The organism is Amycolatopsis sp. NPDC004378 (genome assembly GCF_053602455.1).
Map to the genome: position 1 here is coordinate 121,976 of NZ_JBSGDR010000020.1, position 19,027 is coordinate 141,002.

At 72.2% G+C, this 19,027-nt stretch carries 23 protein-coding genes; 8 read left to right on the forward strand and 15 right to left on the reverse strand.

Annotated features, from left to right (window positions below; all coding sequences use genetic code 11):
• Nucleotides 1-11 precede the first annotated feature (11 nt).
• From ACWEN0_RS39455 to ACWEN0_RS39480, 6 genes are read right to left on the reverse strand one after another with little or no spacing between them, the layout of a single operon-like run.
• Complete coding sequence (locus ACWEN0_RS39455) at nt 12-752, reverse strand: SDR family NAD(P)-dependent oxidoreductase (RefSeq protein WP_451985261.1); 741 nt, start codon at nt 750-752, stop codon at nt 12-14.
• A complete protein-coding gene (locus tag ACWEN0_RS39460; RefSeq protein ID WP_451985263.1) occupies nt 749-1,669 on the reverse strand; it encodes a 3-keto-5-aminohexanoate cleavage protein in 921 nt (306 codons plus the stop codon). Before ACWEN0_RS39460 ends, ACWEN0_RS39455 begins: the two co-directional genes overlap by 4 nt.
• Nucleotides 1,669-2,508, reverse strand: coding sequence for an LLM class flavin-dependent oxidoreductase (locus ACWEN0_RS39465; RefSeq protein WP_451985265.1), 840 nt, complete (start codon nt 2,506-2,508; stop codon nt 1,669-1,671). Before ACWEN0_RS39465 ends, ACWEN0_RS39460 begins: the two co-directional genes overlap by 1 nt.
• Nucleotides 2,505-3,275: an HpcH/HpaI aldolase family protein gene (locus ACWEN0_RS39470; RefSeq protein ID WP_451985267.1), complete on the reverse strand. Its 771-nt coding sequence runs from the start codon at nt 3,273-3,275 to the stop codon at nt 2,505-2,507. Before ACWEN0_RS39470 ends, ACWEN0_RS39465 begins: the two co-directional genes overlap by 4 nt.
• The gene (locus ACWEN0_RS39475; RefSeq protein WP_451985269.1) at nt 3,272-4,198 is read right to left on the reverse strand and encodes a hypothetical protein; all 927 of its coding nucleotides are present in this window, start codon (nt 4,196-4,198) and stop codon (nt 3,272-3,274) included. The genes ACWEN0_RS39470 and ACWEN0_RS39475 overlap by 4 nt, the downstream gene beginning before the upstream one ends.
• Before the next feature lie 14 nt (nt 4,199-4,212).
• Nucleotides 4,213-5,103, reverse strand: coding sequence for a DUF6282 family protein (locus ACWEN0_RS39480; protein WP_451985271.1), 891 nt, complete (start codon nt 5,101-5,103; stop codon nt 4,213-4,215).
• A gap of 162 nt (nt 5,104-5,265) precedes the next feature.
• Between ACWEN0_RS39480 and ACWEN0_RS39485 the strand changes: the two genes are divergently transcribed.
• On the forward strand, nt 5,266-6,627 hold the full coding sequence (locus tag ACWEN0_RS39485; RefSeq protein ID WP_451985273.1) for an MFS transporter: 1,362 nt from the start codon (nt 5,266-5,268) through the stop codon (nt 6,625-6,627).
• Nucleotides 6,628-7,635: a hypothetical protein gene (locus tag ACWEN0_RS39490; protein ID WP_451985275.1), complete on the forward strand. Its 1,008-nt coding sequence runs from the start codon at nt 6,628-6,630 to the stop codon at nt 7,633-7,635.
• Here the strand turns inward: ACWEN0_RS39490 and ACWEN0_RS39495 are convergent.
• From ACWEN0_RS39495 to ACWEN0_RS39515, 5 genes are all read right to left on the reverse strand, one after another.
• Nucleotides 7,602-8,393 (reverse strand): IclR family transcriptional regulator, encoded by a 792-nt coding sequence (locus tag ACWEN0_RS39495; RefSeq protein WP_451985277.1) that lies wholly within the window; start codon nt 8,391-8,393, stop codon nt 7,602-7,604. The genes ACWEN0_RS39490 and ACWEN0_RS39495 overlap by 34 nt on opposite strands.
• Before the next feature lie 189 nt (nt 8,394-8,582).
• Nucleotides 8,583-8,750, reverse strand: coding sequence for a hypothetical protein (locus ACWEN0_RS39500; protein ID WP_451985279.1), 168 nt, complete (start codon nt 8,748-8,750; stop codon nt 8,583-8,585).
• A 58-nt stretch (nt 8,751-8,808) separates the two neighbouring features.
• Complete coding sequence (locus ACWEN0_RS39505) at nt 8,809-9,102, reverse strand: hypothetical protein (protein WP_451985281.1); 294 nt, start codon at nt 9,100-9,102, stop codon at nt 8,809-8,811.
• Between the two features lie 65 nt (nt 9,103-9,167).
• A complete protein-coding gene (locus ACWEN0_RS39510; RefSeq protein ID WP_451985283.1) occupies nt 9,168-10,364 on the reverse strand; it encodes a hypothetical protein in 1,197 nt (398 codons plus the stop codon).
• A gap of 88 nt (nt 10,365-10,452) precedes the next feature.
• Complete coding sequence (locus ACWEN0_RS39515) at nt 10,453-10,650, reverse strand: hypothetical protein (protein WP_451985285.1); 198 nt, start codon at nt 10,648-10,650, stop codon at nt 10,453-10,455.
• Between the two features lie 180 nt (nt 10,651-10,830).
• Here ACWEN0_RS39515 and ACWEN0_RS39520 point away from each other — a divergent pair, with 180 nt between their 5' ends.
• Genes ACWEN0_RS39520 through ACWEN0_RS39540 form a run of 5 tightly spaced genes read left to right on the forward strand, consistent with a single transcriptional unit; the run spans nt 10,831 to nt 14,449 of the window.
• Nucleotides 10,831-11,079 carry a PLD nuclease N-terminal domain-containing protein gene (locus ACWEN0_RS39520; protein WP_451985287.1) on the forward strand — a complete coding sequence of 83 codons (249 nt, stop codon included), beginning with the start codon at nt 10,831-10,833 and terminating at the stop codon, nt 11,077-11,079.
• Nucleotides 11,076-11,981, forward strand: a complete 906-nt coding sequence (locus tag ACWEN0_RS39525) for an ABC transporter ATP-binding protein (RefSeq protein ID WP_451985289.1) — start codon at nt 11,076-11,078, stop codon at nt 11,979-11,981. Before ACWEN0_RS39520 ends, ACWEN0_RS39525 begins: the two co-directional genes overlap by 4 nt.
• Nucleotides 11,978-12,661 (forward strand): hypothetical protein, encoded by a 684-nt coding sequence (locus ACWEN0_RS39530; protein ID WP_451985291.1) that lies wholly within the window; start codon nt 11,978-11,980, stop codon nt 12,659-12,661. The genes ACWEN0_RS39525 and ACWEN0_RS39530 overlap by 4 nt, the downstream gene beginning before the upstream one ends.
• Nucleotides 12,662-12,686: 25 nt before the next feature.
• Complete coding sequence (locus tag ACWEN0_RS39535) at nt 12,687-13,808, forward strand: sensor histidine kinase (protein ID WP_451985293.1); 1,122 nt, start codon at nt 12,687-12,689, stop codon at nt 13,806-13,808.
• Nucleotides 13,805-14,449: a response regulator gene (locus ACWEN0_RS39540; RefSeq protein WP_451985295.1), complete on the forward strand. Its 645-nt coding sequence runs from the start codon at nt 13,805-13,807 to the stop codon at nt 14,447-14,449. The genes ACWEN0_RS39535 and ACWEN0_RS39540 overlap by 4 nt, the downstream gene beginning before the upstream one ends.
• Here ACWEN0_RS39540 and ACWEN0_RS39545 read toward each other — a convergent pair.
• The 3 genes from ACWEN0_RS39545 to ACWEN0_RS39555 form a co-directional block, all read right to left on the reverse strand.
• A complete protein-coding gene (locus ACWEN0_RS39545; protein WP_451985297.1) occupies nt 14,446-15,003 on the reverse strand; it encodes a PadR family transcriptional regulator in 558 nt (185 codons plus the stop codon). The genes ACWEN0_RS39540 and ACWEN0_RS39545 overlap by 4 nt on opposite strands.
• Before the next feature lie 6 nt (nt 15,004-15,009).
• On the reverse strand, nt 15,010-15,399 hold the full coding sequence (locus tag ACWEN0_RS39550; RefSeq protein WP_451985299.1) for a nuclear transport factor 2 family protein: 390 nt from the start codon (nt 15,397-15,399) through the stop codon (nt 15,010-15,012).
• A gap of 83 nt (nt 15,400-15,482) precedes the next feature.
• Nucleotides 15,483-16,226, reverse strand: coding sequence for an SDR family oxidoreductase (locus ACWEN0_RS39555; RefSeq protein ID WP_451985301.1), 744 nt, complete (start codon nt 16,224-16,226; stop codon nt 15,483-15,485).
• Between the two features lie 136 nt (nt 16,227-16,362).
• On the opposite strand from ACWEN0_RS39555, the gene ACWEN0_RS39560 reads away from it, so the two are divergent.
• Nucleotides 16,363-17,229, forward strand: a complete 867-nt coding sequence (locus ACWEN0_RS39560) for an RNA polymerase sigma-70 factor (protein WP_451985303.1) — start codon at nt 16,363-16,365, stop codon at nt 17,227-17,229.
• Between the two features lie 4 nt (nt 17,230-17,233).
• On the opposite strand, the gene fadD8 is transcribed toward ACWEN0_RS39560, so the two are convergent.
• Nucleotides 17,234-18,829 (reverse strand): fatty-acid--CoA ligase FadD8, encoded by a 1,596-nt coding sequence (gene fadD8 / locus ACWEN0_RS39565; protein ID WP_451985305.1) that lies wholly within the window; start codon nt 18,827-18,829, stop codon nt 17,234-17,236.
• Between the last annotated feature and the right edge of the window lie 198 nt (nt 18,830-19,027).

Consider the following 19,027-nt stretch of genomic DNA (forward strand, 5'->3'; position numbering starts at 1 on the left):
TCCCGCTCGAGTCACGCGGTGAAGCCGCCGTCCACGGGGAGGACCACTCCGGTCAGGTGGCCGGCCCGGTCGCTCAGCAGGAACGCCGCCGCCGAGCCGACTTCCTCGCCCGTGCCCGCTTTGCGCAACGGCGTTGCCGCGATCCGGGCTTCCACGCCGCCCGGGATGGTGCGGCGCAGCTCGTCCAGCATCGGTGTCTCCGTCGGGCCCGGGGCGATCACGTTCACCCGGATCCCCTGCGGGCCGAAGTCGTGGGCGGCGGTACGCGTCAAGCCGATCACCGCGTGCTTCGTCGCCTGGTACGCGCCCATTCCCGAACTGCCGCGCACGCCGCCGATGCTGCTCACGTTCACGATCGACCCGGGGCCCGTCATCGCGCGGACCTCGGCGCGCAGGCACAGCCACGTGCCCTTCACGTTCACCGCCATGATCCGGTCGAAGTCCGCTTCGGACACCGAGTCGAGCCGGCCGCTGCCACCCATCGCCGCGTTGTTGAACGCGCCGTCCAGGCGGCCGAAGCGGGCGACCGTCGCCGCCACGAACGCGTCCACATCGGACGCCGAGGCGACGTCGCCGGTCGTGTAGGCGACGTCGTGGCCGGACAGCTCGGCGGCCAGCTTCGCCAAGGGCTCTTCGTGCCGGGCCACCAGCATCACCGACGCGCCGTCCGCGGCGAACACCCGCGCCGCGTCGGCCCCGATCCCCGAACTGGCCCCGACGACCAGGACCACCTTGCCGGTCAGCAGACTCATGCCTTTCCTCCCCGCAGGCCCAGCATCGCCCGGGCCTCGGCCGGGGTCGCGATCGGCTTGCCCAGATCCTCCACCACGGCCCGGATCTTCCGGACCTGCTGCGCGTTCGTCTCCGCCAGACGGCCCTTCCCGAGCCACAGGCTGTCCTCGAGGCCCACCCGGACGTGCCCGCCGAGCCACGCGCTGTGCGTGCCGAAGCTCATCTGGTCGCGGCCGGCGGCGAACGCCGAGAACGCGTAGTCGTCACCGAACAGCTTGTCCGCGATCCGCACCATGTGCTCCAGGTTCGCGTGGTCGGCGCCGATCCCGCCCAGGACGCCGAACACGCCCTGGATCAGCAACGGCGGTTTCGCCAGCCCGAGCTCGGCGAAGTACGCCAGGGAGTACAGGTGCCCGATGTCGTAGCACTCGTATTCGAACCGCGTCCCGGCCTCACCGAGCGTCCGCAGCGTGTGCTCGATCTTGTCGAAGGTGTTCACGAACGGCTTCGAGTAGGTGTTGAGCACGTACGGCTTTTCCCAGTCGTGCCGCCACTCCGTCACCTTGTCCGCGATGCCGGAGTAGACGAAGTTCATCGAGCCCATGTTCAGCGAGGCGAGCTCGGGCCGCAGCCGGTACGCCGCGGCGAGCCGTTCGTCCATCGTCATCGACGACGCGCCGCCGGTGGTGATGTTGATGACGGCGTCGGCCTCGGCGGTGATCCGCCCGACGATCTTCTCGAACACCTCCGGGTCGGGTGTCGGCCGCCCGTCCGGTTCGCGGGCGTGGAGGTGGACGATGGCCGACCCGGCTGCGATGGCCTCCAACGCCGCGTCGGCGACTTCGTCGGCGGACAGCGGCAGGTACGGGCTCTGGGACGGGATGTTCACCGAGCCCGTGATGGCGGTGGTGATGATGACTTTCTCGGCCGTGCGCATCAATCCTCCTGTGGTGCGAGCGCCCGGTAGGCGTCGAGCTTCGCGTCGTCGAGCGGGCCGACCAGCGTCAACGCCACCTGCGTGGCGCCGGCGTCGTACTGCGCTTGCACGGCTTCGCGGACTTGCGAAGGCGTGCCGCACGCGACGAGTGCGTCGAGCAGGCGGTCGGACCCCGGCGGCGCGAGGTCGGCGTCGGTGAACCCGAGCCGCTTCAGCTTCGCGATCTGGTGGGGGAGGGTCAGGTAGTAGGCGAGCCGCTCCCGGGCCACGTCGCGTGCCGACGCCCGGTCCCGGCCCACGACCGCCCACTGGACGACCGAGAGGACCAGGTCCCCGATCGTTTCGCGGGCCCAGCGCGTGTGCTCCGGCGTGACGAGGAACGTGATCAGCCCGTCGGCGCGCTCGGCCGCCAGCTTCGTGATCCCGGCCGAGTACGCGCCGAGCACCCGCGGCACCCCGGGTGCCACCTTGTCCACGCCGTCGAGGTAGTCGCGCAGGAACGGCAGCGGCCCGACCCCGCGTTCGCGGACCGCGCCGCTGACCCCGAGCCCCAGCACGTACCGGCCGGGGTAGCCGGCGGCCAGGTCCCGCGCCGCCGACCCCGCCGACTTCGGCACACGCTCGAGGGCCCGCGCGACGCCGTTCCCGACGATGATCCGGTCCGTGGCCGCCAGGACCAGCGCGGCGGTGGTGAACGCCTCTCTGCCGTTGACCTCGGGGATCCAGACCATGCGGTGGCCGAACTCCTCCAGTGAGCGCACGAACCGCACCGCGCGGTCGTGGTCGAGCTGGTCCAGCTCGCCGATCGACAACGCGGTGCGGGGCAGGGAAAGCGTCATGCCGTCGCGTCCCGGAACGCCCGAACCAGGCCGCGCGCGGCTTCGGCCAGCATCGTCGTGTCGTTGCTGAGCAGGACGAAGTCGCAGCCGTCCCGCACGGCCTGGGCAGCCCGGTCCGGCACGCCGCCGAACGCGAGCCCGCAGCGCTTCCCGGCGTCGTGCGCCGCGGCCACGGCCGACGCGATCAGGTCGAGCACCTCGGGCGACGCCGGCGTGCTGCCCATCGACATCGACAGGTCCGCCGCCCCGACGAACACCGCGTCCACGGTGTCCAGGGCCAGCATCTCCGGTGCCGCCTTGATCGCCTCGACGCTTTCCAGCTGCGGGATGCAGAGGACGTCGTCGTTGCCCGTCGCCAGGTAGGCGGCGTTCGGGCGCAGGCCCCAGGCACCCGCGCGGCTGGTGCCGCCGGCGCCGCGGACGCCGTGCGGCGGGAACCGGCACGCCCGCCCGACCGCGGCCGCCTCCTCGACGGTGTCGACGTGCGGTACGAGGATGCCCATGGCCCCGGCGTCGAGGATCTTCTGGATCGTCGACGGCGTCTTGTCGGGCACCCGCACGATCGGCGTCATGCCGAGCGCGGCGGCGGTGGTGATCAGCCGGTACGCCGTCACCAGGTCGAGGGGCGCGTGCTCGAGGTCGACGACGACGAAGTCGAACCCGGCGAAGGCCATGATCTCGGCGGGCTCGGTCGAGGCGATCTTCAGCCAGGTGCCCACGGGCGTGGCTTCGCGGGTGAACAGCCCGCCTCCGGTCCGCCCGCTCACGGCTGTGCCACCGGTGGCTCCGCCCCGGGCCGGGGGCCCTGCCACCCGGGGCCCCCGGAAGGCGGCATCGGGTAGTCGCCGGCGTTCAGGACCCAGCCGGGCTTCTCCGAGAAGTCCACCCGCGGCGGGCTGAAGATGTCGATCAGCTGGTTCACGCCGGGATCGCTCGCCGCGGACGTGTGCACGGTCGGCGGCGGGATGACCGTCACCGACGGGCTGCCGATCCGGACGTGCTCGTCCTCGCGCCAGGTGGTGCTGTCGGGCAGCCACGGCGTGCGGATGTGGTGGACGTACTCTCCCCGCACGGCAAGGGAAAGCTGTTCGAAGTCGTCGTGGTGGTGCGGCGAGAGCTTGCGCGGGTCGCGCGGACCGTCCTGCAGGGGCAGGAAGTTCACCATGAACGACCGGGTCCGGAAGATTCGCCCGAACCGCTTCGGGTCCTGCGGGACGTCGGCGAGCGGGTAGCACCGGACACGTTCTTCGGCGGGCGCGGGCCAGCGTTGCAGCAGCGCGACGCGCGGGTGGTCCTGCGCGTAGGCGTCCGCGTTCGTCACCTTGTCCCGCCACGCGGCTTCGGTCGCCTCGACGAGCCGCACGAGCGGGCCGTCGCCGTGGACGCTGATCCGCGAAGCGCCGGGCGGGACGACGACGAGCCCCGGCGAGTCCACTTTGGTCGCCCCGTCGCCGGTCAGCACGGTGAAGGCGGGGGAGGCGTCGGTGACGATGATCGCCAGCTCGCCGTCGAGGGTGCCGTCGTCGAGGTCGTCGCCGTCGCGGGCGTCGGTGTGGATCAGGATGACGTTCTGCGCCCGGACCACCGGGTTTTCGCGCAGGTCCAGGTACTGGGCGGCGGCGATGCCGTCGCCGCTGTCGGGGCGCGCCGCGGTGGCCAGCGACGAGCGGGGGTCGTCCTTTTCGTACACGGGGAGGCGTCCTTTCAGTCGTCGAGGTTCAGCAGGTAGCCGGGGTTGTCGCGGACCATCCGCCGCAGGTCCTTCTCCGGCAGGCCGAGGTCGAGCAGCGCTTCGCCGACGCGCAGCCACGCGTCGACCGGCTTGGGGTTGGCCTTCTGACCGAAGTCAGACGCCAGCACGGTGTGCTCCGGCCCGAGGGTCTCGATCCAGGTCAGCAGCTGCTTCGGGTCCCACTTCTGCGTGCCTTCGGGGTCGTACATGCCGACCTCGTGCTCGACGAACGCGCCGAGCTCGATCAGTTCGCGGCACAGCGCCGGGTCGGCGCCGATGACGAAGTCCGGGTGGCTGACGGCCATCCGCGTGATGCCGCGCTCCTTGGCCGCCTGGAACAGCGTGCGGATGTACTCGGGGTACATGTGCCCGCCGTTGACGACGGCCCCCTGCTCCTTGATCTCGTCGAGGATCTCGCCGACCTCGGGCTTGAGGTTCCCGTTCTCGTCGACGATGTCGATGCGCTCCAGGGTCAGGGGCACGGTGGTGGTCGGGAACGCGCCGTCCTCGGGGTGGCAGTCGATGTGCCGGCCGGAGGAGATGGTCGGGAACCAGACGACCTTGCCGCCCATGCGCAGGCACATGCGCACGGCGTGCACGTTCAGCCCGCCGACCGTGCTGTTCAGCGCGATGCCGCCGAAGGCCTGCGCCTTGACGTCCGCGAGACGGCCCTTCATCGCGAGGATGTCCATCTGGGTGTTGTGGTGGTGGGACTTCGCGACCATGGCGCGCATCCCGATGCGGGCGCCGTCCTGCGCGGCTTCGACGTGGTCGAAGCGCCGGGGGAACGGGCTCGGGCCGGAGTGGACGTGCATGTCGGCCAAGCCGTCCAGGACGGTGGCGATCGCGGGGCGCGGGCTCATGAGCAGCCTTTCCGTTCACATTATGAAGTCAAAGTTCACTATAGGACCGCGTGTCAACCCTGTGACCGCTCTTGTGCATCCGGGTAGCCCTATTTAGAGTGGCGTCTGTTCACTTGGTGAACATTCAGTTCGAAGAGGCTGAGCCAACTCCGGAGGACGCCGATGTCCACACCGCCCAGCGCCGCAGAGGCGTCCGCTCGTCCCGGCACCCCGCACGGCCCGGACATGGCCAAGGTCCGGGCCGCGGTCCGCGGGGGGACCCTCGCCTACTTCGTCGACCAGTTCGACATCTACCTGCCGATCGTCGTGCTGGCGCCGGCGACGGTGTACTTCCAGGCGGCGAACCTCAGCGCGAGCACGACCGCGGTGCTGGCGTCCCTGGTGTTCGCCTCCACGCTGATCGGCCGCCCGCTCGGCGCGATCGTCTTCGGCCACTTCGCCGACACCGTCGGGCGCAAGCGCACGACGCTGGTCGCGGTCGGCGGCTTCGGGGTCATCACGCTGCTGACCGCGTGCCTGCCCGGGCACGAGACGATCGGGACGTGGTCGGTCGGCATCCTCATCGCCCTGCGGTTCGTCGACGGGATCTTCCTCGGCGGCGAGTACACGACCGCGGTGCCACTAGCGATGGAGTGGAGCCCGAAGCACAAACGCGGTCTGTACGCCTCGATCATCACGTCGACCTCGCCCGCCGCGTACGCGGTGATCGCCGCGATCACCCTGCTGATGCTGCAGCTGCTGCCTTCGGCCGGCCTGCACAGCGCGTACGTCCAGTGGGGCTGGCGGATCCCGTTCTTCGTCGGCGCGCTGCTGGCCGCGGTGCTGTTCCGCTACTACCTCAAGCAGGTCCACGAGCCCCCGGCCGAGCTGACCGGGGAGAAGCACAAGCTGCCGTTCCTCCGCCTGCTGAAGAAGTACCCTCGGGCGCTCGGCCAGGTGTTCGTCCTGATGACCGGCACGTGGCTCGCGACCAACATGGAAGCCGCCGTGACACCGGCGCAGCTCAAGGCCCACCTGGACCTCTCGAGCAAAGAGGTCACGCTGACCATGCTCGTGATCAACGCGGCCGCCGCGCTGTCCTACCCGGTGTTCGGGGTGCTGTCGCAGCGGATCGGGCGCCGCCGGTTCTACATCGGCTACGGCTTCTCGATGGTCGTGATCGGCGCGGGCTCGTACACGCTGCTGATGGCTTCGAACGGCGGTTTCGGCGCGGCACTCGGCTTCGGCGTGCTGATCGGCGTGTTCACCGTCGGCACCTTCGGCCCGATCGCCGCGTACCTCACCGAGCGGTTCCCGGCGAGCATCCGGTCGACCGGGTACGGCGTCGGCTACAGCCTCGCGCTGATCGCGCCCGCGTTCTACCAGTTCTACCTGCAGCGCTTCGACGGCGTCCTGCCCGCGCACCTGGCGCCGGCCGTCCTGATCGTCCTGGCCGGCCTGCTGATCAGCCTCGGCGGGTACCTCGGCCCGGAGACGAAGGACGTCGACATGGCCGACGACAGCACGATCCCGGCGCTGTCCTGAATGGACGTCGGCGGGCTGGCGGCCGCGAACCCGGTGTGGGTCGGCTCGTCCGAGCTGACCATGACCCTGGAAGGGATCGTCGCGTGCGTCGACGCGGGGGCCGGGGCCGTGGTGGCGAAGTCGGTCAACGAGAGCGCCGCGGCCCGGCGTCAGCTCGACATCGCGGACTACGCGTTCGTCGCGGCCGACGGCCGGGTGCGGCCGCCGGGCTCGGGTGCGCCGGGCGACGGCCTGCTCAACCGCTCCGGGCTCGCGGCCGTGGACCTCGACGACTGGCTTTCCGTGCTGGCCGCCGGGGTCGCGCACGGCCGCGACCGGGGCTGCCCGGTGCTCGGCAGCATCACCCTCGGCGACCCGGCCGCGGCGGCGCGGATCGGGCGGGCGCTGGCGTCGGTCGTCCCGGCGGTCGAGCTGAACATCGGGGCGCCCCACGGCCGTGAGGCACGTGCGGTGCGGCAACTGACCGAAGTGGACGGTGTGCGCGACGCGGTCCGAGCGGTGCGGGAGGCCGTTGACGTCCCCCTCTTCGTGAAGCTGCCGGGCCAGGCGTCGGACGTCGTCGCGCTGGCCCGGGCGGCCCGCTCGGCGGGGGCGGACGCGGTCGGGCTGGTCGGCCGCTACCCGGGCTTCCTACCCGACCTCGACGGCGGCGCCGTGCTCGGCTCGTGGGGCGCGTGGAGCTCACCGGGCTGCCTCCCGATGAGCCTTTACTGGGTGAGCAAGGCTTTCCGGCAGCTCGACGTGCCCCTGATCGGCACCAACGGCGCCCGCACGGTGCACGACGTCCTGCGGTTCCTCGCCTCCGGCGCGCGGGCCGTCGAAGTCGTCACGGCGTTGTGGCTCGGCGGCCCGGCGGTCCTGCGCGAACTGGTCGACGGCGTTTCCGGGGTCGGCGAAGACTTCGTCGGCAGTGCGCTGGCCGGCGCGCGCGAGTACGCCGACGTCCCACCGCCGCCGTCGCCGGCGTGGCTGCCCTACACCGCGCGCTGGACGTCGTCGGGCCGGTAGTGCCCGCCCAGCTCGTGGGTGAGCTCGCGTGCGGTGTCGACCACGACCCGCACCTCGGGCGAGTCGTCGCCCATCGACAACGTGTTGTCCGGGCCCACGATCGCCATCGACGCGCAGATGCCGTACTCGTCGAAGACCGGCGCGGCGACCGCGACGATGCCGGGCGTGCTCATCGCCGAGCAGTGACCGAGCGCGCGGACCCGGTCGACGTCCGCGCGCAGCTCGTCGCGCGCGGTGCCGGACAGGGTGCCGATCAGGCGTTCCATCGACAGCTGGTCGGCGTGGTAGGCGAGGAAGACCTTGCTCTGCGCGGTGTCCAGCGGCAGGTGGCTGCCGACCCGCACGGACACGATGACGATCGTCGAGGGGTTTTCCTCGACCCGCGACACCACCGGGCCGGTGAGCCCCCACAGGCTGAGCACGACGCTGGTCTGCGTGGCGCGCGAGAGCGCCTGCATGTGCCGCGGCGCGAGGTTGACGACGCGGCGGTGGCCGATGGCGAACGCGCCGAGCTGCAGCAGCAGCCCGCCGGGCACGTACCCGCCGTCCGCGCTGCGTTCGAGGAGCCCGGCCGCGACCAGGGACGTGCAGTACCGGTACGCGGTGGTGCGGTTGAGCCCGAGCCGCTCGGCGACCTCGGCCGCCGTCACCTCCGGCGTGGCCGGGTCGAACAGCGACAGGATCTGGCTGACCCGGCTCACCGCCTGGATGTCGGCCTGGTCGGCGCGGGCGTCCGGGGACCGCGTCGGTTTGGTCACGGTGGCCTCCGCCGGGAGTCTGGAACGGCTGTTCACTTCGTGAACACAGGCTACCGGACGTGGCCGGGCCCGCAGACCCGCCGGATCACCGGCGCGTCGGGGAACCCCCGGACCGCGGCTCTCCGGCACCGGGGCGTACGGGGCTCGCAACGCACCCGTACGCCCCGAAGCCGTTGTGGCACAAGGGAGTCAGCCGGCCAGGCCGACGTGCAGGAACGCCAGCACGGCGCCGGGCCCGACGAGCACGCAGATGCCGAGCCCGCCGAACAGCGGCTCGTCGTCCCGGACCATCTTCACCAGCAACCCGACGGCCACCACGACGGTGGCCAGCAGCAAGAGCAATACGACAACAGGCACTTCCCGGTCCTTCGCGCAGCAGTGAGCACGACGCCGGGCAACGGCGCCGCGAACGGTCTCAGCTCGCGAAGGAGGGCGGTGCGCGGGTGGAGCGCGACGTCGACGGCGCGACGTCCGGAGGTGCCTCGCCGGTGCGCTCGACCCGCGTCCGCCACGAGGTCGTGGAGGTGAGCGGCGAGGCCGGGGTCAGCGCCCAGGGGACCGGGGCGGTCGACGGCGCGCGCGGTGCGGCCTGCCGGCCCGTGACGAGGTCGTGCGTCTGCGGGGCGGCCACGACCGGGCCGTCGGGACCCGGTGTCCACGAAGGAACCGCGGCCGTCCCGCCGAAGAACAGCAGGACAGCGAGCAGCAACCCGAGGCGGTGGCGCCGCTCCGGGTTGCCGTGCTGTCCGAATCGTCCGATGCGGTCAGGCTACCTCAGCCACCGCCGTAGGTCGCCTGGGTGACCGCGAAGACGTTGCGGCTGCCCGCGCCTTCCTGCAGCGACCACAGCAGGTCGGCGGCGGTGTCGTCCTCCCAGTAGGACAGGCTCTCGCCGCTGCCCACCCAAGCGAACGTGGACGGGCCGGCGGTCGGCGTCCAGTAGTAGAGCTGCTTCGAGCCGGACGAATTGAACCACCAGCGCCCGTTGTGGGACGCCACGCCGTTCAGCTTGTACCAGGGCAGCTGCAGGGCCTGGCTCGCCGTCGTCGTCGCGGCGAACGTGCCGGACGACGCGAACGGGTAGCGGATCGCCCGCGGCGCGCGGTTCGGGTAGTCCGTGCAGCCGGAGGAGCAGGTGTACTCCGTCATGACGATCGACTTGCTCACCCGGTCGAGGGAGATCGACGACCACGCGAGGTTCGTGCCGGAGGTGGTCTTCGACGTGATCGTGCCCACCTGCGGCAGGACGTAGGCGTAGTTGTGGGCGTAGTACGTGCTGCCGCTCTGGTGCCCGATCTGGTCGGCCGTGCCGCCGCTGTCGGTCTTGAGGATCTTGCGCATGTCGAACACGCGCATGCCCTTCCCGGTGTCGGCGACGTACAGGTAGTCGCCGTACCAGGAGACGCCGCCGGCGTGGATCGGGATGTCCTTGAAGTCCGGGGCCGCCGCCGTGCCGGTCGGCTCGACGAGCAGGACCTTCCGGTACTTGTTGGGGTAGGTGGCGTCCCAGTCGACCAGGGTGATCCGGCTGCGGGCCTGGGCGCCGCCGCAGCCGTCCTTGGTGTACCAGCTGACCACGACGAGCTGGTGCCCGTCGTAGTTGCCGCTGTTGGCGGTCCCGACCGCGTCGCGGCTGGTGGTGATGCCCTGCGGGTAGTTCGCGCAGTCGGAGTTGTCGCCGCTGTCGAACCGGAACCCGGTCGACAACCCGGCGACGCCGAACGACGACGGCAGCGCGGTGCGGTCGTGGTTCGCGTTGTCCATGACGGTGTGGACGGCCGCGGTGCCCAGAGCCGAAACGAGAGCGTTGTCGACCGTGTCGAATTGGTTGTAGGTGGCGCTCAGGGTGTACTCGCTCGTGGGCAGGGTGGTCGGCCCGGCCGCGGCCGACGCCGCGGTCGGTGCGGCGACCAGGCCCGCGAGGACACCCGCCGCGACGGCGGCTTGGGTCAATCGGTGGCGCACTGACATGAGACCCCCCAGGAGTCCGATGATGCCGGTTCACGCTGGAACCGGGCTGGGTGGATGGGCAACGCCTTCCCGGCGAACGACCGGCGGGCTACCAGCTCGACGGGACGTAGGCCCAGCCGAGGTAGTCGGAACGCTGTGCGTACGTGCTCGTCTGGTACACCGACGGGCCCGTGCTGATCGCGACCCCGCCGCCGAGGGCGAGCATGATGTGCCCGGCGCTGGTGGTGCTGGTGAAGAACACCGCGGCGCCGGCCGGGGCGATCGCCGCCTTGAGTGTGGTTCTCACGGGTCCTCCAGAACGAGTTCGTCCGGCGATCGTCGGTGGCGGCCGTACAAGAGCCGTACAACCCGGCGGGCGGCCTAGTACTTTCCGCCTATCCCGGAGTCCCCGATGATCGGATGTGCGCGCCCGGGGCGGTGGGCGATCTTGGCAGCAAGAGATCGCCCTGCCGTGAGGAGAACACCGATGCACCCGGCCGCCCTGATCCAAGGCCACGAAGAGACCTGGTCGTGGCTCCTGCTCGGCCTGACCGCCGCCGTCATGCTCGCCTTCGCCGGGTTGTTCCTGGCCGCGCTGGTCAGCATCCTCGGCTCGCGGCTGACCGGCGGCATGAAGCTCGTCTGGGTGATCTTCGCGTTCTGCGCGCCGTTCCTGGGCAGCCTGCTGTGGTTCGTGGTCGGCCGCCGTGACGCGTACCTGGCGGTGCGCCGGTGATCGTCGCGGAAGGGCTCGCGAAGGCCTACCCCGGCGGGGCCGGCGTCGAGGACCTGTCGTTCACCGTGCGGCCCGGCGTCGTGACCGGCTTCCTGGGCCCCAACGGCGCGGGCAAGTCGACGACCATCCGGCTGATGCTCGGCCTGACCCGCGGCCGCGGCCGCACGACGTTCGGCGGCCGGGCCTACCCGGACGTCCCGGGCCCGCTGCGCACGGTGGGCGTGCTCACCGACGCCGCCGCGGTGCACCCGGCGCGGCCGGCCGCCGCGCACCTGCGGATGGTCGCCGCGGGCGGCGGCCTGCCCGTGCGGCGGGTGCGGGAGGTCCTCGCCACCGTCGGCCTGGAGTCCGTCGCCCGCCGGCCCGCCGGCCGGTTCAGCCTCGGCATGAAGCAACGGCTCGGGCTGGCCACGGCCCTGCTCGGCGACCCGGAGTACCTGATCCTCGACGAACCGGCCACCGGGCTCGACCCGGAAGGCGTGCGGTGGATCCGCGACCTGCTGCGGCGCCTGGCGGGGGAGGGGCGCACGATCCTCGCGTCGTCGCACCTGCTGGCCGAGATGTCACTGCTGGCCGACGACCTGATCGTCATCGGCGCCGGGCGGCTCGTCTCGGCCGGGTCGCTCGACGGCTTCGTCCGGCAGCACGCGCACGCCGACGTCGTGGTCCGCGCCGACCAGCCCAGCGTGCTCATGGTCGCGCTGGCGCGAGCCGGGCTGCGCGTGCGGCAAGAGGGCAAGGACGAGCTGGTGATCGCCACCGCCGACACCGAGCGGGTGGCCGCCGTCGCCGGGCACGCGGGCGTCGGCGTGCGCGAGCTGTTCGTGCGGCAGAGCGGGCTGGAGGACGCCTTCCTCGCCGCGACCGCCGCCGCCGTCCGGCACCGGGGGGAGCTGCCGTGAAGCACGCACTGGCCTACGAATGGGTCCGCGTCCGCTCGCTGCGGTCGACGTGGCTGCTGCTGGCCGGCGCGGGCGTCCTGCAGTTCGCGTCGGGCCTCTACTGGGGGCTCAAGCGCGACCTGGGCACGCTCGACGCGTTCACCTCGGCGTTCGGCCTCGTCGACCGGCTCGGGGCGCTGCTGGTCGCCGCGATCGGCGTCGCCGCGTTCGGGCTGGACCACCAGCACGGCACCCTGGCGACCACCCGGCTGGTGCTGCGCTCGCCGGCCCGGATCGTCGCCGCGCGCTCGCTGGTCACCGCCGGGCTCGGGCTGCTCGGGGGGCTGCTGATGGTGGCGCTGACCGCGGCCGGGGTGCGCACCGGAGGGGGTGCCCTGCCCGCCGACGCGGGGGCGGCGGGCAGGGCGGCCGGTGCCGTGGTGCTGCTGACCGTCCTTTCCGGACTCGCCGGGGTGGCGCTGGGCGGGCTTTTGCGCCACCCCGGACTCGCCGTCGGCGTGTTCGCGGTGTGGACGTTCGTCGCGGAGACGGCGTTGGCCACCCTCACCGACGTCCCGGTCGCGGCGCTGCCCTTCAGCGGCACGGCGTTGTCCGCCTGGCCGGGGACCTCGGTGTTCGCGGGCCTGGTCGCACTGGCCCTGGGCGCGACGACGTTCACCCTGGCTCGCCGTGACGGCTGAGGGGCCGCACCCTAACCTGAGCGGGATGAAGCGGTGGCTGAGCTGGTGGGACGGCCGCGTCGTCCTGCTGGCGCTCGACGTCGCGGTGGCGGCGGGCACCATCGCGTTCAGCCTGCTCGGCGGCGACCCGCGCGACCCGCACCCGGCGCTCTACGTCCCGGCGGTGGTCGGCTCCGGGCTCGCGCTGCTGGCGCGGCGGCGGTGGCCGTTCCTCGTGCTGCTGCTCGCGGCGGTGTGCCTGCTGGCCGACGTGACGCTGCTGCCGGTGACCATCGCGACGTACTCGGTCGCGGCCCGCCACGGCGTGAGCTGGACCACCGGCGCGGCGGCCGTCGTGGCCGGGCTGACCGGCAACGCCTTCGGCCTGCTGCGCCAGCCCGCGGACCTGATGATGGTCACGATCGTGCTCGGGCTGTTCGTCCTGGGCCCGGTGCTCGGCGGGCTGTGGATGCACCAGCGCGCGGCCCTGCTGGCCGTCCTGCGCGAGCGCGCGGACGAGGCCGAGCGCACCCGGACCCTGCTGGCCGACCAGGCGGTGTTCGCCGAACGGCGGCGGATCGCGCGCGAGATGCACGACGTCGTCGCGCACCGCGTGACCGCCGTCGCGCTGCAGGCCGGTGCGCTTTCGCTGCGGGCTCCGGACGAGAAGACCGAGCAGGCGGCCGAAACCATCCGCGCCACCAGCGCGACCGCCCTCGACGAGCTGCGCGGCATCCTGCGCGTGCTGCGCGACGACGTTCCGGCCGGCGACGTCGGCCCCGGGGTGCTCGCGTCGCTCGAGGACCTGGTGGCGGAGGTCGCGGCGACCGGCGCGCGGGTGGAGCTCACGCTCCCGGACCCGCTGCCCGCCGTGCCGGACCAGGTCGGCCGGGCCGTGTACCGGGTGGTGCAGGAGTCGTTGACCAACGCGGGGAAGCACGCGCCGCACGCGGCGGTCGACGTCCGGCTGGCCGTCTCGGGCGACCGGCTGGCGGTCGAGGTGACCAACCGGCTGACCCCGCACGGCAGCGCCGTCCCGGGCGCCGGCTACGGCCTGGTGGGCATGCGGGAACGCGTCGAACTGGCCGGCGGCGACCTGCGCACCGGCCCGACCGGCGACGGCCGGTTCCGGGTGCTGGCGGGCTTTTCGGTGGGGGAGGGCGAGTGACGGTCAAGGTCGTGCTGCTGGAGGACGAGGAACTGGTCCGCAGCGGCATCCGGATGATCCTCGAGTCGGCCGACGACGTCGAGGTGGTCGCGGAGGACACGAACGGCGCGCGGGCGGTCGAGCTGACCGACCGCTTCCGGCCGGACGTCGTGCTCACCGACGTCCAGATGCCGAAGGTCGACGGCATCGAGGTGGTCAAGCGGCTGGCCGCCCACCCGGCCGCCCCGGCGGTGGTGGTGCTGACGACGTTCGACGTCGACGAGTACGTGTACGCGGCCCTGCGCCACGGCGCGACGGGGTTCCTGCTGAAGGACACGCCCCCGCGCGAGCTGGTGACGGCGGTCCGGGTCGCGGCCCGCGGCGAGGCGATGCTGTCGCCGAAGATCACCAAGCGGCTGTTGACGGATTTCGCGTCCGGTGGCGGGACTTCGCGAGCGCGGGCGCGGCTGTCGGCGTTGACGCCGCGGGAACACGACGTGGCCGTCCACATCGGACGCGGGCTCAGCAACGCCGAGATCGCGAAGGCGCTGGTGGTCAGCGAGTCGACCGTGAAGGTCCACATCGGGCACATCATGGCCAAGCTGGAGGCGGCGAACCGGACCCAGGTGGCCATCCTCGTCCACGACGCGGGCTTGAGCTAGCGCGCGGCCCGGCGGTCGAGGATCTTCAGCGACTGCTCGCACCAGCGGAGGTTCTCCCGTTCGAACGCCAGCCCGCGCATCAGCGTCAGGTACGGGCCGACGCGCTCGGCCCCGGCGAGGTAGTCGTCCTCGAACCGGCCGTCCAGCAGGCCCGCGCGCAGCCGCTCGTAGCGGGCGATCTTCGTCTCCGCCCGGGTCATCCGGTCCTCGAGTGCGCGGCGGACGGCTTCCGCGTCGCCGACGTCGACCGCTTGGACCTGGATCAGCAGCTCGTCGCGGACGACGCCCGGCCGCGGCGGGCCCGCCGTGAACTCGTGCAGGGCCCGCCGGCCCGCTTCGGTCAGGGAGAACAGCCGTTTGTCCGGGCGCTTCTCCTGGTGGACGAGCCGGGCCCGGACGAGGCCGTCCGCCGCCATGCGGTCGAGTTCGCGGTAGAGCTGCTGGGGGGTCGCCGGCCAGAAGTTCGCCACCGACGCGTCGAACCCCTTCGCCAGGTCGTAGCCGGAGGCCTCGCCTTCCAGGAGCGCCGCCATCAGCGCGTGACGCAGGGCCATGCTCAACTAGTTGAGTGCTTCGCGCTGGATCCGGTCGAACTGCGCGGCCATCGCTTCCGACAGCGCCTGCGCGGCCGACAGCGGCCGGACCATCACCGTGAACTCGTCGATCAGCCCGTCGGCGTCGAAGTGCAGGAAGTCGCAGCCCTCGACGCGCGTGTCACCGATCCGGGCCTCGAAGACCAGCGCGTGGTCCCGGCCTTCGCCGCCGCTCAGCTCGCGGACGTACCGGAAGTCCTCGAACACGCGCAGCACGCCGCGCAGGATGGCGGCCGTGATCGCCTTGCCCGGGTAGGGCTTGAACGCCACCGGGCTGCGGAACACGACGTTCTCGGCCAGCGCGGCGGCCATGGCGTCGGGGTCGCGCGCCTCGACGGCCTTGCGGAAGCTGCTCATGCGTCACCTCACCTACTCAAATAGTTGAGTAGAGACTACCCGTGGCCGCGCGGGTGGCGCCGGGCCACCCGCACGGCCTCGGGTCACGACCGGGCCAGCCAGCCGGCGAGCTTGGTCTCGCCCAGCCGGGCGCCCGGCCCGGGCAGGAGGTCTTCCGCGCCCGGCACCGCGCCGAAGTACGGTGCCCGCGCGTCCGTGACGACCTCGCGCGGGTCTTCCCGCGCGGCCAGCACCGTGCGCACCCACTCGTCGAGGCCGAACACCTCCGGGCCCGCGATCTCCGTGATGCCGCCGACCGGCTTGCCGCCCGCGGTCCGCGCGACGGCGGCCGACACCTCGGCGGCCGCCATCGGCTGCACGCCCGCGCCCGGCAGGTGGACGACGCCGTCGACGGTCGAGGTGTCCGCGATGCCGGCGGCGAACTCGAAGAACTGCGTCGCGCGCACGATCGAGAACGGCAGGCCCGACTCGGTGATCAGCCGCTCCTGCGCGAGTTTGGCGCGGAAGTACCCGACGCCGGGCTGCCGGTCCGTGCCCACCACCGACAGCGCGACGTAGTGCCCGGCGCCGGCTTCCTTCGCCGCGGCGACGAGGTTCCCGGTCGAGGTGCGGAAGAACGCCATGACGTCGTCGTCGGCGAACGACGGCGAGTTCGACACGTCGATCAGGACGTCCGCGCCCAGCAACACCTCCTTCACCCCTTCGCCGGTCACGGTGTTCACGCCCGTGCTCGGCGCCGCGGCGACAGCGTCGTGGCCGTGTTCGGCCAGCCGTGCGACCACTTTCGTGCCGATCAGGCCCGTTCCGCCGATGACGACGACCTTCATGTCCGCACCCTCCGTCCGGAGCCGTCCCGGCCGGTCCGGAACGACTGCACACCACCAGGACAAGACAGCGGGCTCGTTCGTGACGACCGGTCGCTACGCTGCCACCCGAACCCCGCAGCCGGAAGGATCCGCACGCATGGAGGACACCGGCCTCGACGAGGCGGCGGCGGTCTTCGCCGAGGTGCGGCCGCGGCTGTTCGGCATCGCCTACCGGATGCTGGGCAGCGCCGCCGACGCCGAGGACCTCCTCCAGGAGGTGTGGCTGCGCTGGCAGGCCTGCGACCGCGCCGCGGTGCGCACCCCCGCGGCCTACCTCGCCACGACCGCCACCCGGCTGGCGATCAACGCGACCAAGACCGCCTACGCGCGGCACGAGACCTACGTCGGCCCGTGGCTGCCGGAGCCCGTGGACACCTCGGCCGACCCGCAGCTCGGCGCCGAACGGGGCGCCGCGCTGGAGTTCGCGGTGCTGCTCCTGCTGGAGAAGCTGACGCCGACCGAGCGCGCGGCCTACGTGCTGCGCGAGGCGTTCGACTACCCGTACCGCGAAATCGCCGAAGTCGTGCGGACGACCGAGGCCGCGGCCCGCCAGCTGGTCAGCCGCGCTCGCAAGCACCTCGCGGCGCAGCGGCGGGCACCGGCCGGGCCGGCCGAGCAGCGCCGCCTCCTGACCGCCTTCGTCGCGGCGGCCCAGGCCGGCGACTTGTCGACACTGGAGAAGCTGTTCGCGGCCGACGTGGTCAGCTACTCCGACGGTGGCGGCGTCGCCCGCGCGTCCCGGATCCCGGTGCGCGGCGCGACGACCGTGGCGAAGTACGTCCGCGCGTTCCACGACCGCTTCTGGGTGGGCGTCACGGTGACCCCGGCGATGGTCAACGGCGCCCACGCCGTGCTGCTTTCCCGCGACGGCGAGGTGTTCGCCGTGCTCACCGTCACGGCGTCGGCCGAGGGCATCGACCAGGTGCTGTGGATGATGAACCCGGGCAAGCTCGCCGCCGTATAACGCCCTACACGGCGGCGTTCTGCGCCGCGTACCGGGCGCGCAGGGCCTTCTTGTCCGGCTTGCCCAGCCCGGTCATCGGCAGCGACTCGGCGACGATCACCTGCTTGGGCACGTGCACCGGTCCCTTGCGCTCGCGCACTTCCGCCTGGATCTCGGCGGTCAGCCGCTCGATCGCGGCCTCGCCGGTGCCGGCGTCCGAGCGCAGCACGACGACCGCCGTCACGGCTTCGCCCCATTTGTCGTCCGCGGTCCCGATCACGCCGACCTGCGCGACGGCCGGGTGTTCGGCCACGACGTCCTCGACCTCGCGGGGGAACACGTTGAAGCCGCCGGTGACGATCATGTCCTTGACGCGGTCGACGATGAACCAGAAGCCGTCCTCGTCCTCGCGGGCGACGTCGCCGGTGTGCAGCCAGCCGTCGCGGAACGTCTCGGCCGTCACCTCGGGGAGGTTCCAGTAGCCGCCGGCGAGCAGCGGGCCGGCCACGCAGATCTCGCCGGGCTCGCCGGGCGCGACCGGGTTGCCCTCCTGGTCGAGCAACGCCGTGCGCAGGAACGCCGACGGCCGCCCGCACGAGGACAGCCGCGCGTCGTCGTGGTCGGCCTTGGCGAGGTAGCTGATCGCCATCGGGGCCTCGGACTGGCCGTAGTACTGCGCGAAGATCGGCCCGAACCGGTCGATCGCCTCCTTCAGCCGCACCGGGTTGATCGACGCGGCGCCGTAGTAGACCGTCTGCAGCGACGACAGGTCGCGCGTGCGCGAGTCGGGGTGGTCCATCAGGGCGTAGAGCATGGTCGGCACCAGCATCGTGGCCGTGATCCGCTGCTCTTCGATGATCCGCAGGACCCCGGCGGGGTCGAACTTCGGCACGACGACCAGCGAGCCGCCCTTCAGCAGCGTCGGCGCGAAGAACGCCGCGCCGGCGTGGGAAAGCGGCGTGCAGATGAGGAACTTCGGCGCCTCGGGCCACTCCCATTCGGCGAGCTGGATCTGCGTCATCGTCGCCATCGCCTGCGCGGTGCCCATGACGCCCTTCGGCTTCCCGGTCGTCCCGCCGGTGTAGGTGATCGAGACGACCTGGTCCGGCGGCAGCTCGGCGGGCGCCAGCGGCCGCGGCTCGAAGGTCGCGGCCGTCGCGGTCAGGTCCTTGCCGACGTGGGCGAGCTCGTCCGGCACCGGCCCGATGGTGAGCACCTGGGTGAGGCCGGGGACCTTGTCGAGCAGGCCGAGCGCGCGCTCGACGAAGGCGGGCACCGGGTCGATGATCAGCGTCGTGATGCCGGCGTCGCCGAGGATGTAGGCGTGGTCGTCGAGCGAGCCCAGGGGGTGCAGCGCGGTCCGCCGCGACCCCTGCATCTGCCCGGCGGCGATGATGAGCAGGACCTCGGGCCGGTTCAGCGACAGCAGTGCCACGGCCGCGCCCGTGCCGGCGCCGAGCACTTCGAAGGCCTGGGCGTACTGGCTGACCTGCTCGGCGGTCCGGCCGCCGGTCATCGTGGTCTCGCCCAGCGTCATCACGGGCGCGTCCCGGTGGCGCTTGAGGGCGGAGACGACCAGATGCCCGAGGTGGTTCGGATACCGCATCGCCTGCTCGTCCATCCCGGTCCCTTCGACGGCGTGATACTAGAACACGTTCTCGTTCTTGGCACTATACCGCCACTGCGCAATGCCTGGTGACCTCGGCGATCAGTGGAACAGGTTTCACTGCCGGTCGCGCTGGTTGAACAGTGTTCACCGGGGTGGTCGCCATACTGTCCACATCGGACACGGATGGAACCCGTGCCGGAGCGCTCGCCC

Coding starts and splice junctions, on each gene's coding strand:
- ACWEN0_RS39455 (WP_451985261.1), bottom strand. CDS start 752: ATGAGTCTGCTGACCGGCAAGGTGGTCCTGGTCGTCGGGGCCAGTTCG.
- ACWEN0_RS39560 (WP_451985303.1), top strand. CDS start 16,363: ATGGAGGACACCGGCCTCGACGAGGCGGCGGCGGTCTTCGCCGAGGTG.
- fadD8 (WP_451985305.1), bottom strand. CDS start 18,829: ATGGACGAGCAGGCGATGCGGTATCCGAACCACCTCGGGCATCTGGTC.
- ACWEN0_RS39535 (WP_451985293.1), top strand. CDS start 12,687: ATGAAGCGGTGGCTGAGCTGGTGGGACGGCCGCGTCGTCCTGCTGGCG.
- ACWEN0_RS39480 (WP_451985271.1), bottom strand. CDS start 5,103: ATGAGCCCGCGCCCCGCGATCGCCACCGTCCTGGACGGCTTGGCCGAC.
- ACWEN0_RS39465 (WP_451985265.1), bottom strand. CDS start 2,508: ATGACGCTTTCCCTGCCCCGCACCGCGTTGTCGATCGGCGAGCTGGAC.
- ACWEN0_RS39555 (WP_451985301.1), bottom strand. CDS start 16,226: ATGAAGGTCGTCGTCATCGGCGGAACGGGCCTGATCGGCACGAAAGTG.
- ACWEN0_RS39510 (WP_451985283.1), bottom strand. CDS start 10,364: ATGTCAGTGCGCCACCGATTGACCCAAGCCGCCGTCGCGGCGGGTGTC.
- ACWEN0_RS39485 (WP_451985273.1), top strand. CDS start 5,266: ATGTCCACACCGCCCAGCGCCGCAGAGGCGTCCGCTCGTCCCGGCACC.
- ACWEN0_RS39550 (WP_451985299.1), bottom strand. CDS start 15,399: ATGAGCAGCTTCCGCAAGGCCGTCGAGGCGCGCGACCCCGACGCCATG.
- ACWEN0_RS39460 (WP_451985263.1), bottom strand. CDS start 1,669: ATGCGCACGGCCGAGAAAGTCATCATCACCACCGCCATCACGGGCTCG.
- ACWEN0_RS39520 (WP_451985287.1), top strand. CDS start 10,831: ATGCACCCGGCCGCCCTGATCCAAGGCCACGAAGAGACCTGGTCGTGG.
- ACWEN0_RS39545 (WP_451985297.1), bottom strand. CDS start 15,003: ATGGCCCTGCGTCACGCGCTGATGGCGGCGCTCCTGGAAGGCGAGGCC.
- ACWEN0_RS39490 (WP_451985275.1), top strand. CDS start 6,628: ATGGACGTCGGCGGGCTGGCGGCCGCGAACCCGGTGTGGGTCGGCTCG.